17 protein-coding genes are annotated in these 20,863 nt (G+C 36.2%); 12 read left to right on the forward strand and 5 right to left on the reverse strand.

Annotated elements, in window-relative coordinates; genetic code table 11:
* Nucleotides 1-12: 12 nt before the first annotated feature.
* Nucleotides 13-1,023 (reverse strand): toxin-antitoxin system YwqK family antitoxin, encoded by a 1,011-nt coding sequence (locus tag AC1W31_RS12810; RefSeq protein WP_481734848.1) that lies wholly within the window; start codon nucleotides 1,021-1,023, stop codon nucleotides 13-15.
* A gap of 122 nt (nucleotides 1,024-1,145) precedes the next feature.
* Between AC1W31_RS12810 and fcl the strand changes: the two genes are divergently transcribed.
* Nucleotides 1,146-2,087, forward strand: a complete 942-nt coding sequence (gene fcl, locus AC1W31_RS12815; RefSeq protein WP_481734849.1) for a GDP-L-fucose synthase — start codon at nucleotides 1,146-1,148, stop codon at nucleotides 2,085-2,087.
* A gap of 250 nt (nucleotides 2,088-2,337) precedes the next feature.
* Here the strand turns inward: fcl and AC1W31_RS12820 are convergent, their stop codons facing one another.
* Complete coding sequence (locus tag AC1W31_RS12820) at nucleotides 2,338-2,940, reverse strand: RNA polymerase sigma factor (protein ID WP_481734850.1); 603 nt, start codon at nucleotides 2,938-2,940, stop codon at nucleotides 2,338-2,340.
* A gap of 431 nt (nucleotides 2,941-3,371) precedes the next feature.
* Here AC1W31_RS12820 and AC1W31_RS12825 point away from each other — a divergent pair, with 431 nt between their 5' ends.
* From AC1W31_RS12825 to AC1W31_RS12860, 8 genes are all read left to right on the forward strand, one after another.
* Nucleotides 3,372-4,226, forward strand: coding sequence for a hydroxymethylglutaryl-CoA lyase (locus tag AC1W31_RS12825; RefSeq protein WP_481734851.1), 855 nt, complete (start codon nucleotides 3,372-3,374; stop codon nucleotides 4,224-4,226).
* A 61-nt stretch (nucleotides 4,227-4,287) separates the two neighbouring features.
* A complete protein-coding gene (locus tag AC1W31_RS12830) occupies nucleotides 4,288-4,596 on the forward strand; it encodes an ArsR/SmtB family transcription factor (protein WP_481734852.1) in 309 nt (102 codons plus the stop codon).
* Nucleotides 4,597-4,646: 50 nt separating this feature from the next.
* A complete protein-coding gene (locus tag AC1W31_RS12835) occupies nucleotides 4,647-5,444 on the forward strand; it encodes a sulfite exporter TauE/SafE family protein (RefSeq protein ID WP_481734853.1) in 798 nt (265 codons plus the stop codon).
* A 117-nt stretch (nucleotides 5,445-5,561) separates the two neighbouring features.
* A complete protein-coding gene (locus AC1W31_RS12840) occupies nucleotides 5,562-6,152 on the forward strand; it encodes a methyltransferase domain-containing protein (protein WP_481734854.1) in 591 nt (196 codons plus the stop codon).
* Nucleotides 6,142-6,762: a class I SAM-dependent methyltransferase gene (locus AC1W31_RS12845; protein WP_481734855.1), complete on the forward strand. Its 621-nt coding sequence runs from the start codon at nucleotides 6,142-6,144 to the stop codon at nucleotides 6,760-6,762. The genes AC1W31_RS12840 and AC1W31_RS12845 overlap by 11 nt, the downstream gene beginning before the upstream one ends.
* 35 nt (nucleotides 6,763-6,797) lie before the next feature.
* On the forward strand, nucleotides 6,798-8,174 hold the full coding sequence (locus tag AC1W31_RS12850) for an MBL fold metallo-hydrolase (protein WP_481734856.1): 1,377 nt from the start codon (nucleotides 6,798-6,800) through the stop codon (nucleotides 8,172-8,174).
* Between the two features lie 354 nt (nucleotides 8,175-8,528).
* Nucleotides 8,529-9,098 carry a YeeE/YedE family protein gene (locus AC1W31_RS12855; protein ID WP_481734857.1) on the forward strand — a complete coding sequence of 190 codons (570 nt, stop codon included), beginning with the start codon at nucleotides 8,529-8,531 and terminating at the stop codon, nucleotides 9,096-9,098.
* A 41-nt stretch (nucleotides 9,099-9,139) separates the two neighbouring features.
* Nucleotides 9,140-9,556 carry a DUF6691 family protein gene (locus AC1W31_RS12860; RefSeq protein ID WP_481734858.1) on the forward strand — a complete coding sequence of 139 codons (417 nt, stop codon included), beginning with the start codon at nucleotides 9,140-9,142 and terminating at the stop codon, nucleotides 9,554-9,556.
* Here the strand turns inward: AC1W31_RS12860 and AC1W31_RS12865 are convergent.
* Both AC1W31_RS12865 and AC1W31_RS12870 read right to left on the reverse strand, forming a co-directional pair.
* A complete protein-coding gene (locus AC1W31_RS12865; RefSeq protein ID WP_481734859.1) occupies nucleotides 9,545-10,417 on the reverse strand; it encodes a UbiA family prenyltransferase in 873 nt (290 codons plus the stop codon). The genes AC1W31_RS12860 and AC1W31_RS12865 overlap by 12 nt on opposite strands.
* A 47-nt stretch (nucleotides 10,418-10,464) precedes the next feature.
* Nucleotides 10,465-14,514: an AAA domain-containing protein gene (locus AC1W31_RS12870; RefSeq protein ID WP_481734860.1), complete on the reverse strand. Its 4,050-nt coding sequence runs from the start codon at nucleotides 14,512-14,514 to the stop codon at nucleotides 10,465-10,467.
* A gap of 132 nt (nucleotides 14,515-14,646) precedes the next feature.
* On the opposite strand from AC1W31_RS12870, the gene AC1W31_RS12875 reads away from it, so the two are divergent.
* From AC1W31_RS12875 to AC1W31_RS12885, 3 genes are all read left to right on the forward strand, one after another.
* Entirely contained in the window at nucleotides 14,647-15,381 is a 735-nt protein-coding gene (locus AC1W31_RS12875; protein ID WP_481734861.1) for a glycosyltransferase family 2 protein, read from the forward strand.
* 118 nt (nucleotides 15,382-15,499) lie between these two features.
* Nucleotides 15,500-16,144 carry an NAD(P)H-binding protein gene (locus AC1W31_RS12880; RefSeq protein ID WP_481734862.1) on the forward strand — a complete coding sequence of 215 codons (645 nt, stop codon included), beginning with the start codon at nucleotides 15,500-15,502 and terminating at the stop codon, nucleotides 16,142-16,144.
* A gap of 10 nt (nucleotides 16,145-16,154) precedes the next feature.
* Nucleotides 16,155-18,020, forward strand: a complete 1,866-nt coding sequence (locus AC1W31_RS12885; RefSeq protein ID WP_481734863.1) for a MutS-related protein — start codon at nucleotides 16,155-16,157, stop codon at nucleotides 18,018-18,020.
* Nucleotides 18,021-18,250: 230 nt separating this feature from the next.
* Here the strand turns inward: AC1W31_RS12885 and AC1W31_RS12890 are convergent.
* Nucleotides 18,251-20,863: M4 family metallopeptidase (locus AC1W31_RS12890; protein WP_481734864.1), on the reverse strand; the 2,613-nt coding region annotated here is incomplete at its 5' end.

Consider the following 20,863-nt stretch of genomic DNA (forward strand, 5'->3'; position numbering starts at 1 on the left):
AAGAACAACAACTCAATTATCCTCATCCTCCTTCTTTTTCACTTTCTTCGGCGCTTCATAAATAATTTTTCCTTTATCATCTCGTTCCACCAAAACCTCGGCGGGTGTAAAGTCAAATTTATCTTTTGCATACAAAGTTTCCTTCTTTAAACGCCCTCCAGTACCAAATTGATGATATTCTCGCCAACGCCCTACCTTCACGCTATCATCAAATTTACCTTCTTCTTTCAATTGCCCTGCAATATAAAAAGACCGATAATCGCCCGTTACTTTATTGAATTTTACCGGTATCACTTCCTTTACTTTAGTTTCTTCTTTATCGTAATAAGTAATCCTCGAATCCGCCAAAAAACCATCACGATATTTTTCTTTTGATAATAAAATATATTCATGATTATAGGTTTCCCAACGTCCATCTTTTACCCCCACATAAAAATATCCTTCCTCAACTAACTCATCGTTTACATACTTTTTATAGGGTCCATGACAAATTTCACCGTAATCTTTATCTTTTCTTGGTACGTTAGTAACCCGTCTTAATTTAGGATCATACCACCAAATTTCTTTGGCATAAATACTTGGTTCGGCTTCATCAGGATTTCGTAGCACATTAATCTCTTCGACCGTCAATCTCGTTCCTGAACCATACTCGCCAATCCGAAGTTCAAACTTAATATCTTCGTATTCATCTTTTGGCTTTTTCTTAACCTTTGTTTTCTTTTTCGACTTCCCAATTTTTAAGCCTAAATCCTCCGAAAGGTCACCCGCTTCGCCTTTAAGTCTTTTGAATTCATCCTTATTATTTTTAATATCTTCTTTTACGTCCTTAATCGTCTTTTTGGCATTTTTGATGTTATCTAAAATATCCGTTTGAATCAAACCACCCAAAAGCCCCGCCTTTTTCTTGGCAGAAGTATCGGTTTTGGGCTTAGCTTTAGTCTTAAATTCGTCCTCCACTTGCCCAAAAGAATTGAGTGCGAGTAGCAAGAATATTAATGCTAATAATTGAGAAAAAAGTTTCATTGAAAGAATGATTAAAGCGAATGTATTATCTTTGTAAAACGGAAAATTACGAATTTTATTCTTGATTAAAGATAACAATATTCAAGCCATTTCGCCAAAACGCACAAACATTCAACTCATACGTGGAAAAAGATTCAAAAATTTATATTGCAGGACACAGAGGCATGGTCGGGTCGGCAATACATCGGAAATTACAAGAAAAAGGATTTCACAATTTTGTCCTTCGTACCTCCAAAGAACTTGATTTACGCAATCAGCAAGCCGTTTCAGTTTTTTTTCAAACCGAAAAACCAGAATACGTCTTCTTAGCAGCCGCAAAAGTAGGGGGCATTATTGCTAATAACACCTACCGAGCTGATTTTTTATACGAAAACTTAGCCATCCAGAATAACGTCATTCATAGTGCTTATGAGGCGAAAGTGGAGAAAATGATGTTCTTGGGTTCGTCTTGTATTTATCCAAAACTTGCCCCACAACCTTTAAAAGAAGAATATCTTTTGAGTGGATTTTTGGAAGAAACCAATGAGCCTTACGCTATCGCCAAAATTGCAGGAATTAAACTTTGTGAAGCCTACAGAAAACAATACGGATGTGATTTTATATCAGTAATGCCGACTAATTTGTACGGACCCAATGATAATTATGACCTTCAAAATTCTCACGTTTTGCCAGCGATGATTCGTAAGTTTCATGAAGCAAAAACCACTGGAAGTGCATCCGTTACGCTTTGGGGAACGGGTTCGCCGATGCGTGAATTTTTACACGCCGACGACCTTGCTGAAGCCTGTGTGTATTTGATGGAAAATTACAGCGAACCCGAGTTTATAAACGTTGGAACGGGCAAAGACGTAACCATCAAGGAATTAGCCGAGACCGTTTGTAAAATAGTGAAATTTGAGGGTGATTTAATTTGGGATACCAATAAACCAGACGGTACGCCTCGCAAACTGATAAACGTATCAAAACTTCACGCTCAAGGGTGGAAGCACACAATAGAATTACAAGAAGGCATAGCATTAACATACCAAGATTTCTTGGAACATCATGAAACGCTACGGTTGTAAAGATGAATTATAAAGAGCCATCAACCCATGCTAAACAGCATGGAATTGATGGCTCTTTTCATGGTTCCTTGAGTACGCAAGTATATTATCTACACTATGTTCGGAAGGTTGACGATAACTTTTATCAAGACCTGCTTTCACATCGAGCATATCTAAATAAAATTCTAACATTTCGGGGTCATGGACGAATCCGTCCTGAATCAAAAGGTCTTCTGCTTCCGTTGTTTCTTGATAGACGTAACGGATAACATCATGCTGCGTAAAGGTTTGTATCATAGCTTGGAGAATGTTTGCTCATCATTTTGCGTAGATTTATCAACGCATAACGCATTCTTCCAAGTGCTGTATTGATGCTCACTCCAGTAGCATCGGCAATTTCCTGAAAACTCATGTCCTCATAATGACGCATTACTAAAACCTCTCTCTGCGTGTCGGGAAGCATTTTAATCAGGCTTCTCAGATGAGCGTGCGATTCTTCACGGATTTGGATTTCCTCGTAAGAGTCCTCAGCAAAATCAAGCGTGTTGAATACACTACTACCATCTTCAAATACAACATTTGGATAGCGTTTATCACGACGAAAATAATCAATTGCCATATTATGCGCTATTCTAAGCACCCATGGCAAAAATTTACCTTCATCGTTATACCTTCCTGAACGTAAAACATCTACTGCTTTGATGAAAACATCTTGCATTAAATCTTCGGCTACGAAGGTATCCTTAACAATCAAATAAATCGTGGTATAAACTTTGGATTTGTAACGGCGAACAAGCGTTTCGAAGGCTTTTTCGTCACTATTTTTGATATAAAGTGATACAAGTTCACTGTCGTTAACATGGACTTTTTCCATTTTGATAAATCTATTTAGTTAACGTAAAGCTTTTATTCAAATTGTATCTTTTTTTATTTTTTTTAGTGACAATGCTTGTTCTTTCATGGGATATTCCCGAAAGGCTAAACCAAAGATAGTGGTTGTTGTATTATTTCACAACAAAATACCAAAAAAATTAATTACCATTAACAAATATTAACAATACATTATTCGTTTAGACTTTCCTTAAAAAAGTATTTTACGGAATAATCCAAATTTTAGCTCGAAATAGTTAAAATTAACAAAATAATCTTTGGTTTGTAACGTCAAAAATTATGCCTAATGAACGGCTATCCTCTTACATACGATAAATATTATAGAATTGGATTCGGTTATCTAAAATATTAAGATTGAAATTAGTAATTTGAACGTTGAAAATTATTTTCAACTTAAAAAGCTATATTTATCGAATGAAAAATATAAAAATCATCGAATGCCCCCGTGATGCCATGCAAGGCTGGTCAAATTGGATATCAACTGAAAAAAAGATTGAATATTTAAACCAATTATTGAAAGTAGGTTTCGATACGCTTGATTTTGGCAGCTTTGTTTCTCCGAAAGCTATTCCACAAATGGCCGATACCGCTTTAGTATATGAAGGACTTGATTTAGACCAAACAAACACCAAATTATTAGCCATAATTGCTAACGTTCGTGGTGCTGAAACGGCCGTTGGTTTTGAGAAAATTCAGTATTTAGGTTTTCCATTTTCTATCTCCGAAACCTTCCAACAACGCAATACCAATAGTTCAATTTCAGAAGCTTTTAAAACGGTTGAGACAATTAAAAACCTATGCCAAAAGTCTAATAAACAATTAGTTATCTATTTTCCGATGGGTTTTGGAAATCCTTATGGCGATGCTTACAATGTAGAAATTGTGGCGAAATGGGCGGAGAAAATGAGTCAATTAGGCATCAAAAGTATTTCACTTTCTGATACTGTTGGTGTGGCTAATAGACGAACTATTACAGAACTTTTCACAAATTTAATTTCTCAATATCCAAATATTGAATTTGGGGCTCATTTTCATGCCACGAACGATACTTGGCAGATGAAAATTGAGTCGGCATATCAAGCAGGATGTCGTCGTTTTGATGGAGCAATTGGCGGTTTTGGTGGTTGCCCGATGGCAGAAGATGAATTGGTTGGAAATATTAATACTCAAAATATGATACAATACTTTGATGATCAAGAAGTTGATTTAGGCTTGGATAAAAACGAGTTTTTGAAATCGGTGGAGATAAGTAGAAACATTTTTATATAATATTAATATATGAAAATATATTAATATATATTTGCAAACTAAATCAAAATCATCAATTAAAATGGCAACGATAGCCTACCAAATAAACAAAGAAAAACTCGAAAAAGCGGCTTTTATTCTGAAAACCGTTGCCCATCCCACTCGTCTGGCGATTGTGGATTTACTTTCTCAAAACGAAAAATTGTCAGTTAACGATATTTGTGATGTCTTGGCATGTGAACAGTCGCTCCTCTCCCACCATTTGATTAACATGAAATTAAAGGGAATTTTGCGTTCCGAAAAAGATGGGTTAAATGTTTTTTATTCTTTGAAAGAACGGGACGTAATGAAGTTAATCGAGTGCATTGAACATTGTGATTGTAATTATTAACTTTTTTTTGCTAAATACATGAAAACATTAACATATATTTATATTACTCTATGGATTTAATAGGCTATATTTTAGCAGCAGTTATCGGACTGTTACTCAGTTTATTAGGGGGTGGTGGATCAATTTTAACCGTCCCTGTTTTAGTTTATATTTTTCAGATTGACCCCGCTTTGGCAACTGCATATTCATTACTTATTGTGGGTGCTACTTCGGCATTAGCATCCATTAATTATCTTAGAAAAGGCTTAGCAAGTCCGAAAACGGCATTATTTTTTTCGTTTCCATCTTTTATCATGGTATTTGCCACTCGTAAATATTTTATGCCTCTGATTCCCAATGAAATTGCACGATTCGGCGATTTTATTTTAACAAAAAATACCTTAATCATGTTAACTTTTGCGCTTTTAATGGTTTTGGCTTCACGGTCAATGATTCGGAAAAGGCAGGAGGTCGATGATATTTCGGAGGCTATGAGACGAGTAAATTATAGTTTAATTTTCGTAGAAGGCTTGGTTGTAGGTACACTAACGGGCTTTGTGGGCGTTGGCGGCGGGTTTTTAATTATTCCAGTTTTGACCAATTTTGTAAAACTTCCGATGAAATTGGCCGTTGGGACTTCGTTAATGATTATTGCCATAAATTCCTTAATTGGTTTTACTGGCGACCTCGGCAAACACGAAATGAATTGGACTTTTCTGGGAACGTTTATTGGCTTGGCACTTGTTGGCGTATTAATTGGCACAACCCTTTCAAAACGTTTGGATAACCAACAATTGAAACCTGTCTTCGGATGGTTTACGTTGTTGATGGGAACCTGTATTTTAATTAAAGAACTGGTAATGAAATAGTTATGAATTACAAGTTATGAATTTATAAAAAAATTACAGTATTCTTAATATTCCAAATCGTAAAATTAATTGTTTTTGAGTTAATTTGATAAAAACTCATAACTCATCACTCAAAAAATGACAGATTTCCTCTCAAAAGATTACTGGAATAACCGCTACGAAGCGGAAGAAACTGGCTGGGATTTGAAAACAATTTCATCTCCTTTAAAGGCGTACATCGACCAATTAACGGATAAAAATCTTCGTATTTTAATTCCAGGTTGTGGCAGTGGATACGAGGCTGAATATTTATTAAAACAAGGTTTTCAGGACGTAACAGTTATTGATTTTGCACCTTTGGTAGTGGAAAAAATGCAGTCATATATGACTGAATATCAGAATATTAAAATTATTTGTGCTGATTTTTTTACCCATTCAAGCAAATACGATCTAATTTTAGAACAGACTTTTTTCTGTGCTTTAGCCCCCCTTTTACGCCCAAAATACGTTCAGAAAATGTGTGAATTATTAAATAAAAATGGAAAATTAGTGGGCTTGCTTTTTGGTGTACAATTTCCAAATAATCCTCCTTTTGGTGGAAGTAGGGAGGAGTATTTAGATTTATTTTCAAACACTTTCAAAATCAATCTTTTAGAGCCTTGTAATAATTCGGTAAAGCCGAGAGAAGGTAACGAACTATTTTTTAACTTTTCTAAGAATGGAGAATAACAAAAAATCGCATTGGGAGAATGTTTTTACCTCAAAAAACCCTACTGATGTAAGTTGGTTTCAAGAAGTCCCTACCACTTCTTTGGCGTTTATTCGCTCTTTGAATTTACCCAAAACGGCCCAAATTATTGATGTTGGTGGTGGAGATAGTTATTTAGTCGATTATTTATTGAAAGATGGTTTTGAGCATATTACAGTCTTGGATATTTCAGAAAAAGCCCTTGAAAAAGCAAAAAAAAGATTGGGTAAATCTGCCAGTAAAATTGAATGGATTGTTTCAGATATAACTGAATATCAAGATAATACTAAAAAATATGACATTTGGCATGACCGTGCAGCATTTCACTTTTTGGTAGAAAATGGACAAATTGAAGCCTATCTTTCCATTGCCAAAACAAACATTAAAAATGAAGGCTTTTTGAGTGTTGGAACATTCTCGGAACAAGGACCAACCCAATGTAGCGGTTTAGAAATCAAGCAATATTCAGAAGAATCCATGACGGATAAATTCAAGGAAAATTTTGAAAAAATAAGGTGTATCAATGAAAATCATGAGACACCTTTTAAGACAGTACAAAATTTTACTTTTTGTACTTTTCAAAGAAAATGAATTAATGTACGGGAAATATTTCCGTACTAAATACCATGAAAGTAGAACAAATTTATACGGGCTGTTTGGCTCAAGGTGCATATTATATTGAGTCGGCAGGAGAAGTTGCCATTATTGACCCTTTGCGTGAGGTAAATTCGTACATCGAAAAAGCCAAGCGAAATAATTCAACGATAAAGTACATTTTCGAGACGCATTTTCACGCTGATTTTGTGTCTGGACACGTAGAATTATCCCAAAAAACCAACGCTCCAATTATCTATGGACCAAAGGCAAATCCAAAGTTTGATGCGGTTATTGCCACTGATAATCAAGAGTTTAAGTTGGGGAATGTAACGATAAAAGCCTTGCATACCCCTGGGCATACGATGGAATCGAGTTGTTTTTTGTTGTTGGATGAAAACAAGAAACAAATTGCTCTTTTTTCGGGAGACACCCTTTTCATTGGTGATGTTGGTCGCCCAGATTTAGCACAAAATGGCTCGCTGACCATAGAAGATTTAGCGGGGCATTTATATGATTCGCTCAATCAAAAAATCATGCTTTTGGCGGATGATATTATTGTGTATCCTGCACACGGGGCGGGTTCGGCTTGTGGAAAGAATATGTCAAAGGAAACTTCTGATACTTTGGGGCATCAGAAGCAAGTAAATTATGCTTTGCAACCACAAACGAAGGAACAATTTATCGTGGCAGTAACGGAAGGATTAACACCACCGCCGTTTTATTTTCCAAAGAATGTATTGTTAAATAAGACTGGTAGTCAGGATGTTACGGGCGTAATGGAGCGAGGATTGACACCGCTTACTCCTCATGAATTTGAGGATTTGGCGAATACAATTGACACCTTAATTATTGATACTCGCAAGCCAGAAATGTTTCGGGTAGGGTTCATTCCGAGGTCAATTTTTATTGGGATTGATGGTGACTTTGCCCCTTGGGTGGGTACACTCGTAAGGGATATTCAGCAGGAAATTTTGATTGTGGCGGATGAAGGACGTGAAGAAGAAGTAATAAAACGCCTTGCACGAGTAGGTTATGATAACGTTTTAGGGTATTTGAAAGGGGGTTTTGAGGCCTGGAAAATGGCAGGAAAAGAGGTTGATGAAGTTGAATCAATTTCGGCGGAAACCTTTGCGGATATTTACCGAAAAGATAACCATTTGACGATAAAAGACGTAAGAAAAACCACCGAATTTGAGGCTGGACACATCAAAGAATCTGAAAATATTCCTTTAGCACAGATTTCTGAATTGATGGCGGAGTTTGACAAAGATGAGACAAATTATATCCATTGTGCAGGTGGATACCGTTCGATGGTGGCTTCAAGTATTTTAAAATCAAGGGGTTATGATAATGTAGTGGATATTCAAGGTGGGTTTGGGGCGATTGTTGCGACTGGAATTTTATAAAATTACTATTCTTGCAAAGTATGAGCCTTCAAACCCCAAAGCAAAAACAAAATCCATGAAAAGGGAATGAAAATGATGGCTAATGTCCAGTAAAATTTACAGATGGCTGGGTAAAACTTTTTGTCCTTCAAAAAGAAGAAAAACATAACCCAATTGATGAGTATTATTGTTATGCCTACGAACATGATTTTTACATTTATAGATTGAACATAAGTAATTTCCATACATAAGAAAAATAATTGCCTTTAATTGAATCAATCATTATTTTTATTTAAAATTCATCGCCCGTAGGCTAACAAATTGCTTTCCTTCGGTCGTAATAACAGCTATTTTATATCCAACTAATTATTCATAATGAACATATTAGAAACACTTCGTCAGCCTTGGCATTGGTCAATTTCAGGGCTTTTGATTGGCTTGACCGTCCCAATTTTATTGATTTTGGGCAATAAATCTTTCGGGATTTCCTCTACGCTCAGACAGGTTTGTGCGGCTTGTTTTCCCGCAAATATTGATTTTTTTAAATACGATTGGAAGAAAGATTCGTGGAATTTATTTTTCGTGGCAGGTATCGTTTTAGGTGGATTTATTGGTAACTCATTGCTTTCAAATCCAAACGCCATCGTGATTAACCCGCAAACCCAACAAGAGTTAGCAGCGTTGGGTATCAAAGATTTTTCTGGATTATTACCCACAGATTTGTTCAATTTCAAGAATCTATTAACGCTAAAAGGCTTTATTTTCATGGTGTTAGGAGGATTTTTAGTCGGTTTTGGAACTCGCTGGGCGGGAGGATGCACTTCTGGACACGCCATCATGGGCTTGTCTAATCTACAAGTTCCATCTATGATTGCTACGATATGTTTTATGATCGGTGGCTTCGTGATGACTTGGTTAATTTTACCTTTTTTACTAACGCTTTAATATACTGTAAGCTTGAAGCAACCGTATTACTCACAAATAACATGATTCTTAAAAACTTAAAATACATTTTTGCAGGAACGTTTTTTGGCATTATTGCCGTCAAATCTGAAATCATTTCTTGGTTCAGAATTCAAGAAATGTTTAGGCTTACTAGCTTCCACATGTATGGCGTAATTGGTACGGCTGTGGTGGTGGGTATGATCTCTATTCAATTAATTAAACAACTGAATATTAAGACTGTATCAGGTGAAAAAATTAGTATTACTCCTAAAACCTTCCAAAAAGGACAAATTTATGGAGGGCTAATTTTTGGCTTCGGCTGGGCGATAACTGGCGCTTGTCCAGGTCCACTTTTTGCTCAGATTGGGAGTGGTTTTGGCGTGATTACAGTGACGTTGCTCTCTGCTGTTACGGGTACTTGGGTATTCGGGCTTTTACGGGATAAATTACCTAATTGAGATTAACAACAAAATAAAAAATAAATTCAAGCAAACTGAACCAAGCATATTTAACCGCATTGTGTGGTAAAAATCAGCTTGGTTTTCGTTTTTAAGCACTTTTAAAAACCATAAATTGAAGTAAATCAACACGGGAGACATCACTAAAAGGTAAACGGCAAAAGCGGGAAAATGATAGATTTGAACGCCTTTAAAATAGAAGAAAAATTCAATCGTAACAAAAAGAAAAATACTCGCTGTGAAGATGAAAGTTCCTCTAATTCCCAATAATCTACTCATTGTCATATCGCCTCTACGTGCATCTTCTTCGTGCTGATAAATTTGAGTCATGGGATAAAATCCTAAGAGATTTAAACTACTCAAAATGGCTGGAAAAAGGTATTTATTTTGTAAAATTTCGCTCAATGGAATCTTATCAACGGCTTGAATAACAGTTAAATATGTGAATGCTCCTTGAAAAACACCCACCGTTAACCAACTAATAATTGGGTATTTTTTTAGCCGTATTTTATCATTAGAATAAGCTTTTGAAATAGAACTATAAATAATCAAAGCCACACTCAAAATCCAACCTCCGAGGAAGTACGCTATAATAATTGCCACGATGTCCAAAACCCATGAAACATAGAATAATTTAATATTGACAGGGGGAGGATTTTCGAGTCCGCCAATTGAGCCTTCATCTTTATCAAAATAGCTATTATACGCATTTGAGGCTGGATAAATCAGCAAATGCAAGACCACAAAAAGCCCTGCCGTAATACCCCAATCGGGGTTTTGAGATTGACTAACCGCAAACCAGAAAACTGGCATGAGGAATAATGAAAAGGGTATGCGAAGATGGAGGATAATATTTTTCATATTGCTAAATTAGGGTGATGATGATGGAACGCCGATGAGACTTGCCGTCACTTTTCATCAATTGATTTTTTCCAAAAATTACGACTAAAAAATCTTTCAAATTTCCAACCTTTTGCCCGTAAACCAGCAGGAATGTAAGCGAATGTTTCCTTTGGCGAAAGGTGTTCGTAGTATAAATCATCGTCCGTCAAGATTAATGATTCGTAATTTTTTAAATTTTTCACGGTTATATCAGCAAATGGTAATTCTTTGATATAAAAGCCGTGGTCAGTGTCCACACTGACCACTCCATGAATAAGTTGCTCTTTCAATAACCATTCAGCCCGATAATTTTCTGAAGGCTGGGCTTGCGGTTTATAATTTCCTTCTGATACTTTTAAGGCATATTCCAAATAACTTTTCAGTAATCTTGGACCCTCATTTTGAGCTTCTTCGACTCGTAATTGATTCGGCAAAATACTACTGATAACGTATATTTTTTCTCTCGCACGAGTAACGGCCACGTTCAAGCGATTTTCTCCACCTTGTCCATTTAAAGAACCAAATTGCATGACCATTTTACCTTTTGCATCAGGTGCATATCCGATGGAAAAGATGATAATATCTCGTTCATCTCCCTGTACATTTTCGATGTTTTTTACGAAAATAGCCTGTTCGTGATTTATCTTATCAACTTCCAATAAATCCTGAATTAAGCCCTGCTGTTTGAAGTTAAAAGTGACAATTCCAATTGATTTTTCGGGAGAAGTTTGATTGATATTTTTGACTAAATCAATGACCTTTTCTGCCTCAATTTGGTTGGTACTATTTTCCCATACGCCTTCAACTTTTAAAAATACAATAGCTGGTTTTTGAAGATTAATCTCTTGAAAATCAGGCAATAACGATAAAGTATTTTGATAGAAATATTGATTAGAAAAATCTATTAAATCCAAAGATTTACTTCGATAATGACCTCTTAATTGCGTTTGTGGCAAATACTGACAAGCCAAATCCAAGAGCGAATCCACTTCCAATTCAGGGTCGTCGTCCGTATCATTTTCAAACCTAACTCGGTATAAATCATTGGGTTGCAATTGTTTGGAATCGCCCGCAATGACTACTTGCTTACCCCTGTATAATGCAGGAATACCTTGTTCAGCAAAACATTGTGAAGCCTCATCAAAAATCACTAAATCGAAATTGGGTTCGAGCGAGAAAATTGCCGAAACCGTTTCGGGAGAAGCCAACCAACACGGAACAATTTTGAACATTTCTTCCGAATATTCAGTAATTAATTTTCGAACTGACCAAAGTTTTCGCTTTTTACCCACTTGATGTTTTAAATCACGGTAAGTTATGGTATTCTGAAGGCGATTTTTCTCTAAATTTTGATACGTTAATTCTCGCAATTTCAACAATAAAATTTCCTGACTTAAGGTTTGTTTTTTCTGAACTGAATCTTGCAAATCAATTTCTAACTGATTCATTTTTAAAGAACTAACGCTTCTTAAAATTGGATATTTATCTTCAATATTTTCAATCCAAGCCAATTTCAAACTGTTGATAAAACTAAATAAAGGTTCTTTTTCGGATAAAAACAATTCTATCATCGACCACTCCGAATTACTAAAAGATGCCTTTAACGAATCCGATTCTTGCATCAAATCGAAATTTTCTTTTAGGTAAGCATTAATGTTCACTAAATCTTTTGATTTGCTGATAATATCAATTTGCTTTTTTGACAAATAATTATTCCAAACTACCTGATTATCAATTAATTGCTGTGATTGTTGAATTAGAAAATTGATTTGCTTTTGAAAGTCGTTCCATGTAACCATTTGTAGAGAGACAGACAACAAGGGCAATATTTTCACCAAAGGTTTCCAAATTTTATTCACTTTTTCGGCTTGATACAATTGTTGAAAATGACGTTCAAACCAACGATAGCCTTTGCGTAACCATATAGGTTCTTCATTATTAACCGATTCACCGAACAAATATTCCCATTCGTTCCACCATTTTTCTAAACCAATACGATTTTGAATTCTTTGTTGTAATTTTTGTAAATCTTCTAACGAAAGACTTAAACCATTCGCCATCGTAACATTCTGAATATCAATCTTTTCCTTTGAAAAAATACCCCAAATTAATCCCCCAATCACATTAGATTTTGTGTCGATTGCTTGATTTAATTTTGACAGAAAAGATAATAAATGAGTGCTTGGTAAGGTAATTTCAATGCCTTGACCTGCAAAAAATTGGGATACTTGCACTTCTAATTCGCTTATTTTTGCGGTGTTGAGTTTAATTTTTTCTTGAATATTTCTACTAAAAACTTGATGTATTTTCTCATTTCCAAGGGTCAATAGTAAGTTTTGCAAACGCTCTTTTTCACCAGAAATCTTTTCTAATTCTTGAAAATTTATTGGCTTTTGGAAAATTTCAAAAGATTGCTTTTCAAGGTTTTGTACAAAATTATGTACGTCTTGAATAACCTTCAAAATCTGTGATATTTCTGAATATTGGAGGTTTTGGAAAGATAATCTATTTTGCCAAAATTCGGGACTGTGGTCAGTGGGGACACTGACCACGGCGGACGAGTCAGCGAATTCGGAAGAAGAAAGTTTATTTTGATAGACAAAATACCGGTCAAATTTCTTCAAAAAATCATCTATTTCATTAAATTTGCACTGTTTATAATCTTCTTTCAAATTCAAAAAGGGTTGATTTGGCGAACTTGTTAAGTATAATTCTTTCACCGAAACACCACATACTGAAACATCAAAAAGGGCATCTTTAAATTCCTGCAAAGTATCCGAAATTTTATCAATTTGACGACTTTCTTGGGTAAAATTTCTTTCTAAAAAAATCGCATCAAGGCTCTGATTTTGCTTTTGATAATCTTCGATTTGTTCAATTTGATTCAAAATCTGAGCGTATAAGGTTTTACGGTCATTTTTAAAATCATGTACATTGCCAACAAAAGGTCTCATTCCGGCCCGTGTGAGGCGTTCTTGTACGACATCAAGGGCAGCCCGTTTTTGAGAAACGACCAAAACTTTTTTGCCACGAGCCGTAAAATCCGCAATCAGATTACAAATTAGTTGAGATTTTCCCGTGCCAGGCGGTCCTTGAACTACCATCGATGTCCCAGATTTTATTTGTTGCAAAGCCAATTCCTGCGAAGCATCAACGGCAAAAGGAGTTAGTAGATTTTCTTCTTTGGGCTTAGCATTTAGAGAATTAGTGAATTGTGGATCAGGGAAAAGCGACTCTAAACCTTCCATAATTTCATTTTCGTCTAATGGCTCACTGACTTCTGCCAACTGCAAACTCTTTTCTACCAATTCTTCATAATCAGGCACTAAAAATGAACCTGCTTGGGGGAAAATTCCTAAAACTGCTTGGGGGTATAATTTCAATTCTCCGTTATTTTCAGAAAGGTCTAAATCTGATTTCAATTGCTTCTCAAAATGATGTAACCCATTGACAAACAACTCTTTATTAAAATCAATTTTCAGAGGAGAATCTTTCAAAAATTCGTATAATTGCGTTCTGAATTCGAGCGAATCTTTTGAAAAATCTTCAAAACTATGTTCCAAAAATTCGTCCGAAATTTGGCGTTGATTAAAGTGTGAATAAGCTAAAAGGAAACTACGATTGAGCGTAATTGACTCATCTCTGGTTTGTAATTGCCAAATTTGGGCATCTTTTTGAACAATCGTAACAGGAAAAAACAGCAATGGACAACGTACCACCGTTCCATCCGAAAACTTGCCTTTGATAATGGGATAACCCACGTATAAATCTTCCGAACCCCGTTCTTCTTCGATGAATTTTTCAGTTCTCGAGATTTTGCGTAAACGCTTACTTACTTCGTTTACTCGCTCAAAGCGTGGGTCATGAATTTCGCAAAGAGAAATGGTGTTTTTTTGAGCGATTAATTGCTCTATAAGGTTAAATGAAGGTTTATTTTGTAAAAAATCAAGTTCATGAATATCTAAAAACTGTTCGGCGGAGAGGTTTAATAACAACAAAGATTTATTCCTTGAAGTCAGATTGATGAGTCTTTTTTGATATGATTTAAGTATTTTTTGTAATTTATTTTGTGCCACTTTTAGGTTGATTTTTATTTATTAATCCAAGAAAATAGCAAATCATATTTCTTGGTATCTAATTTGTTGATAAAATATTGTAATTTATAATTCATTAACAAGATTTCCGAATTTTAGATTCGGATTAGGCAAATGTATAAAAATAAAAAGGTCGTTGTTGTGATGCCTGCATACAAAGCAGCATCAACCCTCGAAAAAACTTATAATGAAATTCCCTTCGACCTTGTTGATGAGGTTATTTTGGTCGATGACCATAGTCCCGATAACACCTCAGAAGTTGCTAAATCTCTGGGAATCAATCATATAATTCGCCATGATGTCAATAAAGGCTACGGTGGCAATCAAAAAACGTGCTATACAAGAGCCCTTGAATTGGGTGCTGATATTGTGATCATGGTTCACCCAGATTACCAATATACTCCCCTCTTGTTGCCCGCTATGATTACGATTATTGGCAATGACCTTTACCCAGTCGTTTTTGGTTCAAGAATTTTAGGAAAAGGCGCATTGAAGGGTGGAATGCCGATGTATAAATATATCGCAAACCGTTTTTTGACGCTTTTTCAAAATATTATGTTATCCCAGAAATTATCCGAATATCACACGGGTTATCGAGCTTTTTCGAGAGAGGTTTTAGAAAAAGTACCCTTCCAAAAATGTAGTGATGATTTTGTATTTGATAACGAAATGATTGCTCAAATCTTTTGGAAAGGCTTTGAAATTGCGGAAGTTACGTGTCCAACCAAATATTTCGATGAAGCATCTTCTATCAATTTTGCCCGTAGTTCAAAGTATGGCTTGGGCGTGCTTCGGGTTTCGATGCGTTATCGCTTGGCGAAATGGGGAATTAGCTGGAAATTGTTGTAGAAGTATTTGTAATTAATTTTCAATTAAAATTGTTCCATTGAAAATACCCAAAGTGTTTATGGCAAAATAACCTGAACATGAACCGTTGAAAAATTAAACAGTATAAACCTTTTTACCCATGAAAACAGCCATCATTATAGGTGCTACGGGTTTGGTAGGGAGTACCCTCGTCAAACAGCTCTTGGAAAACCAAGCGTATTCAAAAATTGTTTTATTGTTACGTAAACCGCTTAATATTATCCATTCAAAACTAATCCAAGAGATAATTGATTTTGATAAATTAGATGCTTCAAAAATCGTGGGAGATGATTTATTTTGTGCGATGGGTACAACGCTAAAAAAAGCAGGTTCAAAAGAAGCGCAGTATAAAATTGACTGTACTTATCCCTACGAAATTGCGAAAATTGCCAAAGTAAATGGTGTAAAACAATTCATCTTAGTTTCGTCAGTTGGGGCAAATTTTGACTCTTCAAATTTTTACCTCAGAACCAAAGGAGACTTAGAAAAAAAGATGAAATCGCTTGGTTTTCAGAACTTTGTGTGTGTCCGTCCATCAATGCTTTTAGGTGACAGAGAAGAATATCGTTTAGGTGAAAAAATAGGCGCTGTGCTCTCAAATTTCCTTTCGCCTTTGTTGTATGGAAGCCTTCGGAAATATCACGGAATTGAATCTTCTGACGTAGCAAAAGCCATGCAAAAATTTGCTAATCAAGGACTTAGTGGTGTAAAATATGTGGAGTATGATGAGATTATGAATGCTTGAAAATATAAATATGACCCCAATCGAAACCTTCCAATCCAGAAAAAACAATTTCCAAAACCTTACTGAACAATTCCAAAAACAGTATAATCAATGGGCAATTTTTCGAGCAATTTTATTCTTGGCAATTGCCTTGATTTGCTATTTTTCCTATCAATATTTTAGTTTTACCTACGCTGTATTTGCTTTTATTACTGGCATTTCAATATTTTTATTTTCCGTAAAAAAACACTTAAAAATCAAATACTTACGAGATAAAAACAGAATTTTATTTATATTAAATGAAGATGAAATTAAACGTTTGGATAATGTTTTTACTCGCACAGAAACGGGCGAACAATTTGCTGAACCCAATCATTTTTATGCTTCTGATTTAGATATTTTCGGCAAACAATCGCTGTTCAAATTGCTCAATCGTACACATACTTACACGGGCGGAGCGACTTTGGCAAATTGGTTAAAATTTCCAGCCCAAAAGGCTGAAATCCCCGGTCGGCAAGCATCCATTGAAGAATTATCTACTAAAATTGATTTTAGACAAGATTTAGAAGCCTCCGCCATGTTGATTGAGGAAGTTTCTGAACCTACTCAAAAACTAATTGCTTGGAGTGAGGAACCTGAAAATGAGACGATTAAAAAGCCTCTTTTTCAATACGGCAAATACCTTCCTTATTTTACGGTTCCTTTGATTTTAGCTTGGGCTTTTGGGTATATTCCCATCGGTTATCCCTTGTTAATGTTGCTCTTTCATGGATTTATTTTGAAACAAATTTATGATACCGTTAGCCATGCCCTCGACCAAACTATTCGTCTTACTACGACTTTAAAAGCCTACGCTAATTTATCAGAACTGATTGTTAATGAGACATTTACGCATCAAAAACTCAAAGACTCACAAGCTAAACTTGCCGAAGCAAGTCCTGCCATTCGTGCAATAGAAGACATTTTGAATAAGTTAGGCAATCGAGCCAATCCGATTTTTGCGTTCATCGTAGGCGTACCGCTTTTGTGGGATATTCAGTATTTTATCAAATTAGAAAACTGGCAAAAATCGCATCAAAAAAGCCTTCCCGAATGGTTATCGGCGATTGCTGAATTTGAAACATTAAATAGTTTTGCAGGACTAAAATTTGCCAATCCAGATTTTGTAAAACCTGATATTTCAACAGAAGCTATTCTGTTAAAAACCAAAAGATTAGCTCACCCAATGATTCGTAAAAGTAAGCGTATTGCTAATGATATTCAACTTGTAGGTGAAGGTAAAACGATTATCATTACAGGGTCAAATATGTCAGGAAAAAGCACCTTCCAACGAACAGTAGCGATTAATTTGGTGTTGGCTTTGGCAGGTTCTGTCGTGTGTGCAGAGGCGTTTGCCTGTTCTTGTATGCAAGTGTTTACGAGTATGCGTACACAAGATTCTTTGGAAGAAGGTACCTCCTCATTTTATGCAGAATTGAAGCGATTGAAGACGTTGATTTTGGCAGTTGGCAATGGACAATTGATAATTGATCATGAACAATTAACAACCGCTCATGATGCACCCGTGGCGAGTGTTCACTGGGACGCACAGTATCGTTCACTACCAATTTTATACTTTTTAGATGAAATTTTAAAAGGGACGAATTCCAAAGACCGCCATGAAGGAGCTAAAGCTTTGATGTTACAATTGCACCACACAACGGCATCGGGTTTTATTTCAACTCACGATGTAGAATTGGGCGATGATTTTGATAATCAAGGATTTGTGGAAAATTATAGCTTTTCTTCTGAAGTGGTAAACGATGATTTAGTGTTTGATTATAAACTTCGTTCGGGCGTTTGCCATAGTTTCAATGCCAGTATGTTGATGAGAGGAATTGGGATTGAGATGAGGTAAAATAGTTGTCGTTGCGAGTGTAGGGAATCGGAGTTCTGTTAAACCAATCTGTTTAATTGATGAAAAATGTCATTGCGAGCGTAGCGAAGCAATCTGTTTCATTGATGGAAAATTTCATTGCGAGCATAGCAAAGCAATCTGTTTGATTGATGAAAAGGAGTTTAAATATCTTCTCTCATAAGCTAACAGATTGCTTTCCTTCGGTCGCAATGACAGCACTCCTGTACTTATTAATCCTTCGTCACCTTCTTAGCCACCATTCCCTCATTCGTCATTATCTGCACAACATAATTTCCTTTGGTCAGGTTATGAATATTCAAGGTCATGGTATTTGATTTATCTCCTTGCTTTTCAAGCACTTGACTTCCTGACATGGCATTCAATTTTACCGATTCTATTCTGATATTTTTAGGAACAACAATTCGCATTTCATCGCTTGTCGGGTTGGGCGAAACCGTTACGCTTGCCTCCAAGGCAGGCTCTACTGCAAGAGGTTTGGACAATGCAGGGTCTTGGCGAGTATCCGATAAAACACTTGCACAACCATCTGCCGTAACTATCTGTACATTAAATCTCAAGCCTGTTACAATTTGAACAACTTGCGCACCTCGCAACGTTTCTAAAATTACTCCCTCACGATACCAAACATTGCCTGTGGCAGAACTTGAGGTATATTCCCAATAATCTCCATTTGCATCGGTCTTTTTTACCACTGAAATGGTTGGTTTTGTAGGATTTACGCAAAATGAATCTGCTTTTGCTACATTATAAAAACTACTATTTCCATCTTGAAAAGCATTAACTTTCACTCGTCCAGCTATACCCGTAAGTGTAATACGCTTGCTCGAAATGGTAGCAGGACCATACACAATTGACAAACCAACGGCTAAAGCTGAACTTGCCGAAACCGTTACGTCAAACGCAGGGTCGCCAACGGTTTTATCTGGAATTTTATTTAAAGTAAGGGTTTGATTTTGTTTGGTTGGTAACACACGAGTTCCAGCCGTGTACCAAACCGCATACGCCGACTGACCAATCAAGTATTTTTCTGTTTTATCGACGCCCTTAATTCTACTTTTATCCATCGTGATTTGATAGGTATTCAAAACATCCTTGTTGGTTTTAGTATCCGTCGTGAGAAAATTATACAACACATACTCATCCGTCCTTGAGTATTCTGGATATCCCAACGTATTGTTTTCGTAGATAAAATCCAAACCATCGGTTCTTTCCGTATTTACGCCAATGACATAGTTTAAATCATCTTTTTCGATGAAATAATCGAAAGCAATTATGTTGGTTGAATTCTTTGAAAATGATGGATTTCCAATATTTTCACCTGGTTCTAAACTTGTAAATAATTTATCTATTTGCCCCGTACCAAAATCATTTTTGGAGCCATTCCACACATTAATAAAACCAACATCCCAAAAATTTGATTCTGTTCCAGTGGCACTTTTAATGATATTAAAAGCATCATAAACGAGGTTTTCACTCTGATGATCCCATTCCAGCGCATCGGCATTTTGAACTTGTCCTGTGTTTACGCCTTGTGTGTAAGTTGGGTTATAAAGCGTATAGGCCTTACTCGTTCCTGCTGCTAAATTAAAGACCGTAATTTGCTTATCTGTCGCTGCTACAGTAGTACCTAATTTCCTTAAAGCTGCTAATTTTTTGCCATCTTTCGATGCTGCTACATTTCGCCAAACACCCGATGAGGATACGTTTTCTACTTTGGGTGTTCCCGCTAAATTTACCCGTTTGATAAATCCATCGCCCGCCACAAAATAGGCATAAGTTGCATCATCTGGCACCGTTGGCTTATTTTCAATGACAACATTGGTCACTAATTCAACAAAGCTATTGACATCTGCTTCTCCTTTTGTACTTGATTTATACAGCTTTTTGGCTACTGGGTCATAACTCAATAAACCCTCCGTTCCCGTATTGACAGGTACGTCTGCCTTCGGTGTCGTTGTTGGCGTAGTTGGGGGCGTAGTTGTTGAAGGATTTGGTGCATTCGGGTCAGTAATTCCTACGGCATCAAAAGCGGCTTTTGCAGAGGCAATATCTGTATCAGTTACGCCTGCAGAAGCTTTTAAATCGGTGGCTGATTGAATAATGGCTCTTCGCAAATCAAGGAATTTTGAAGTACGAGTCAAATAAATGGTTAAAGCACGGTAATAAATTCTCTCGGCTTTTATTAAATTCATGCCGTTTGCCGTAGCAAAGCGATAGAACGCATTGTTGGGTACGCCCGAATTGATATGTACACCATAATTATCTTCCGAACCTGTGTAATATTGGTTCATCGAACCAGGTTGATAACCGTTGTCATTTAGGCTTCTTCCACCATTATTCGGATTGGATAAATCACGTAATGCACCGCTTGGATAGGCCGTTCCTTTCATGACATCTTCACCAATTTTCCAGAAATTTACGCCAGTTTTATTCTCTACCATGGCCCCAAAACAATCCGCCAGCGATTCATTAATGGCTCCTGATTGACTCTTGTATTCTAAATTAGCCGTATTTTCAACAACGCCGTGCGTCATTTCGTGACCAGCCACATCCAATCCACCCGCCAGAGGTTTGAAATACGTCGCTCCATTCCCGTAGCCCATATATTCACCATTCCAGAAAGCATTATCGAAGCCTTTTCCATTTTCATCCGTTATGTTGATGATGGATACGATGGTTCCACCTTTTCCATTCAAAGAGGTTCTATTATGTTTATTTTTGTAATAATCATACGCTACGCCTGCATTAAAATGCGCAGAAACACCATTGGCATTACTCCACGAATTATTACTGGAAGAAATTTGGCGAATCGTTAAATCTTC

The sequence above is a fragment of the Arcicella sp. genome (genome assembly GCF_964672035.1).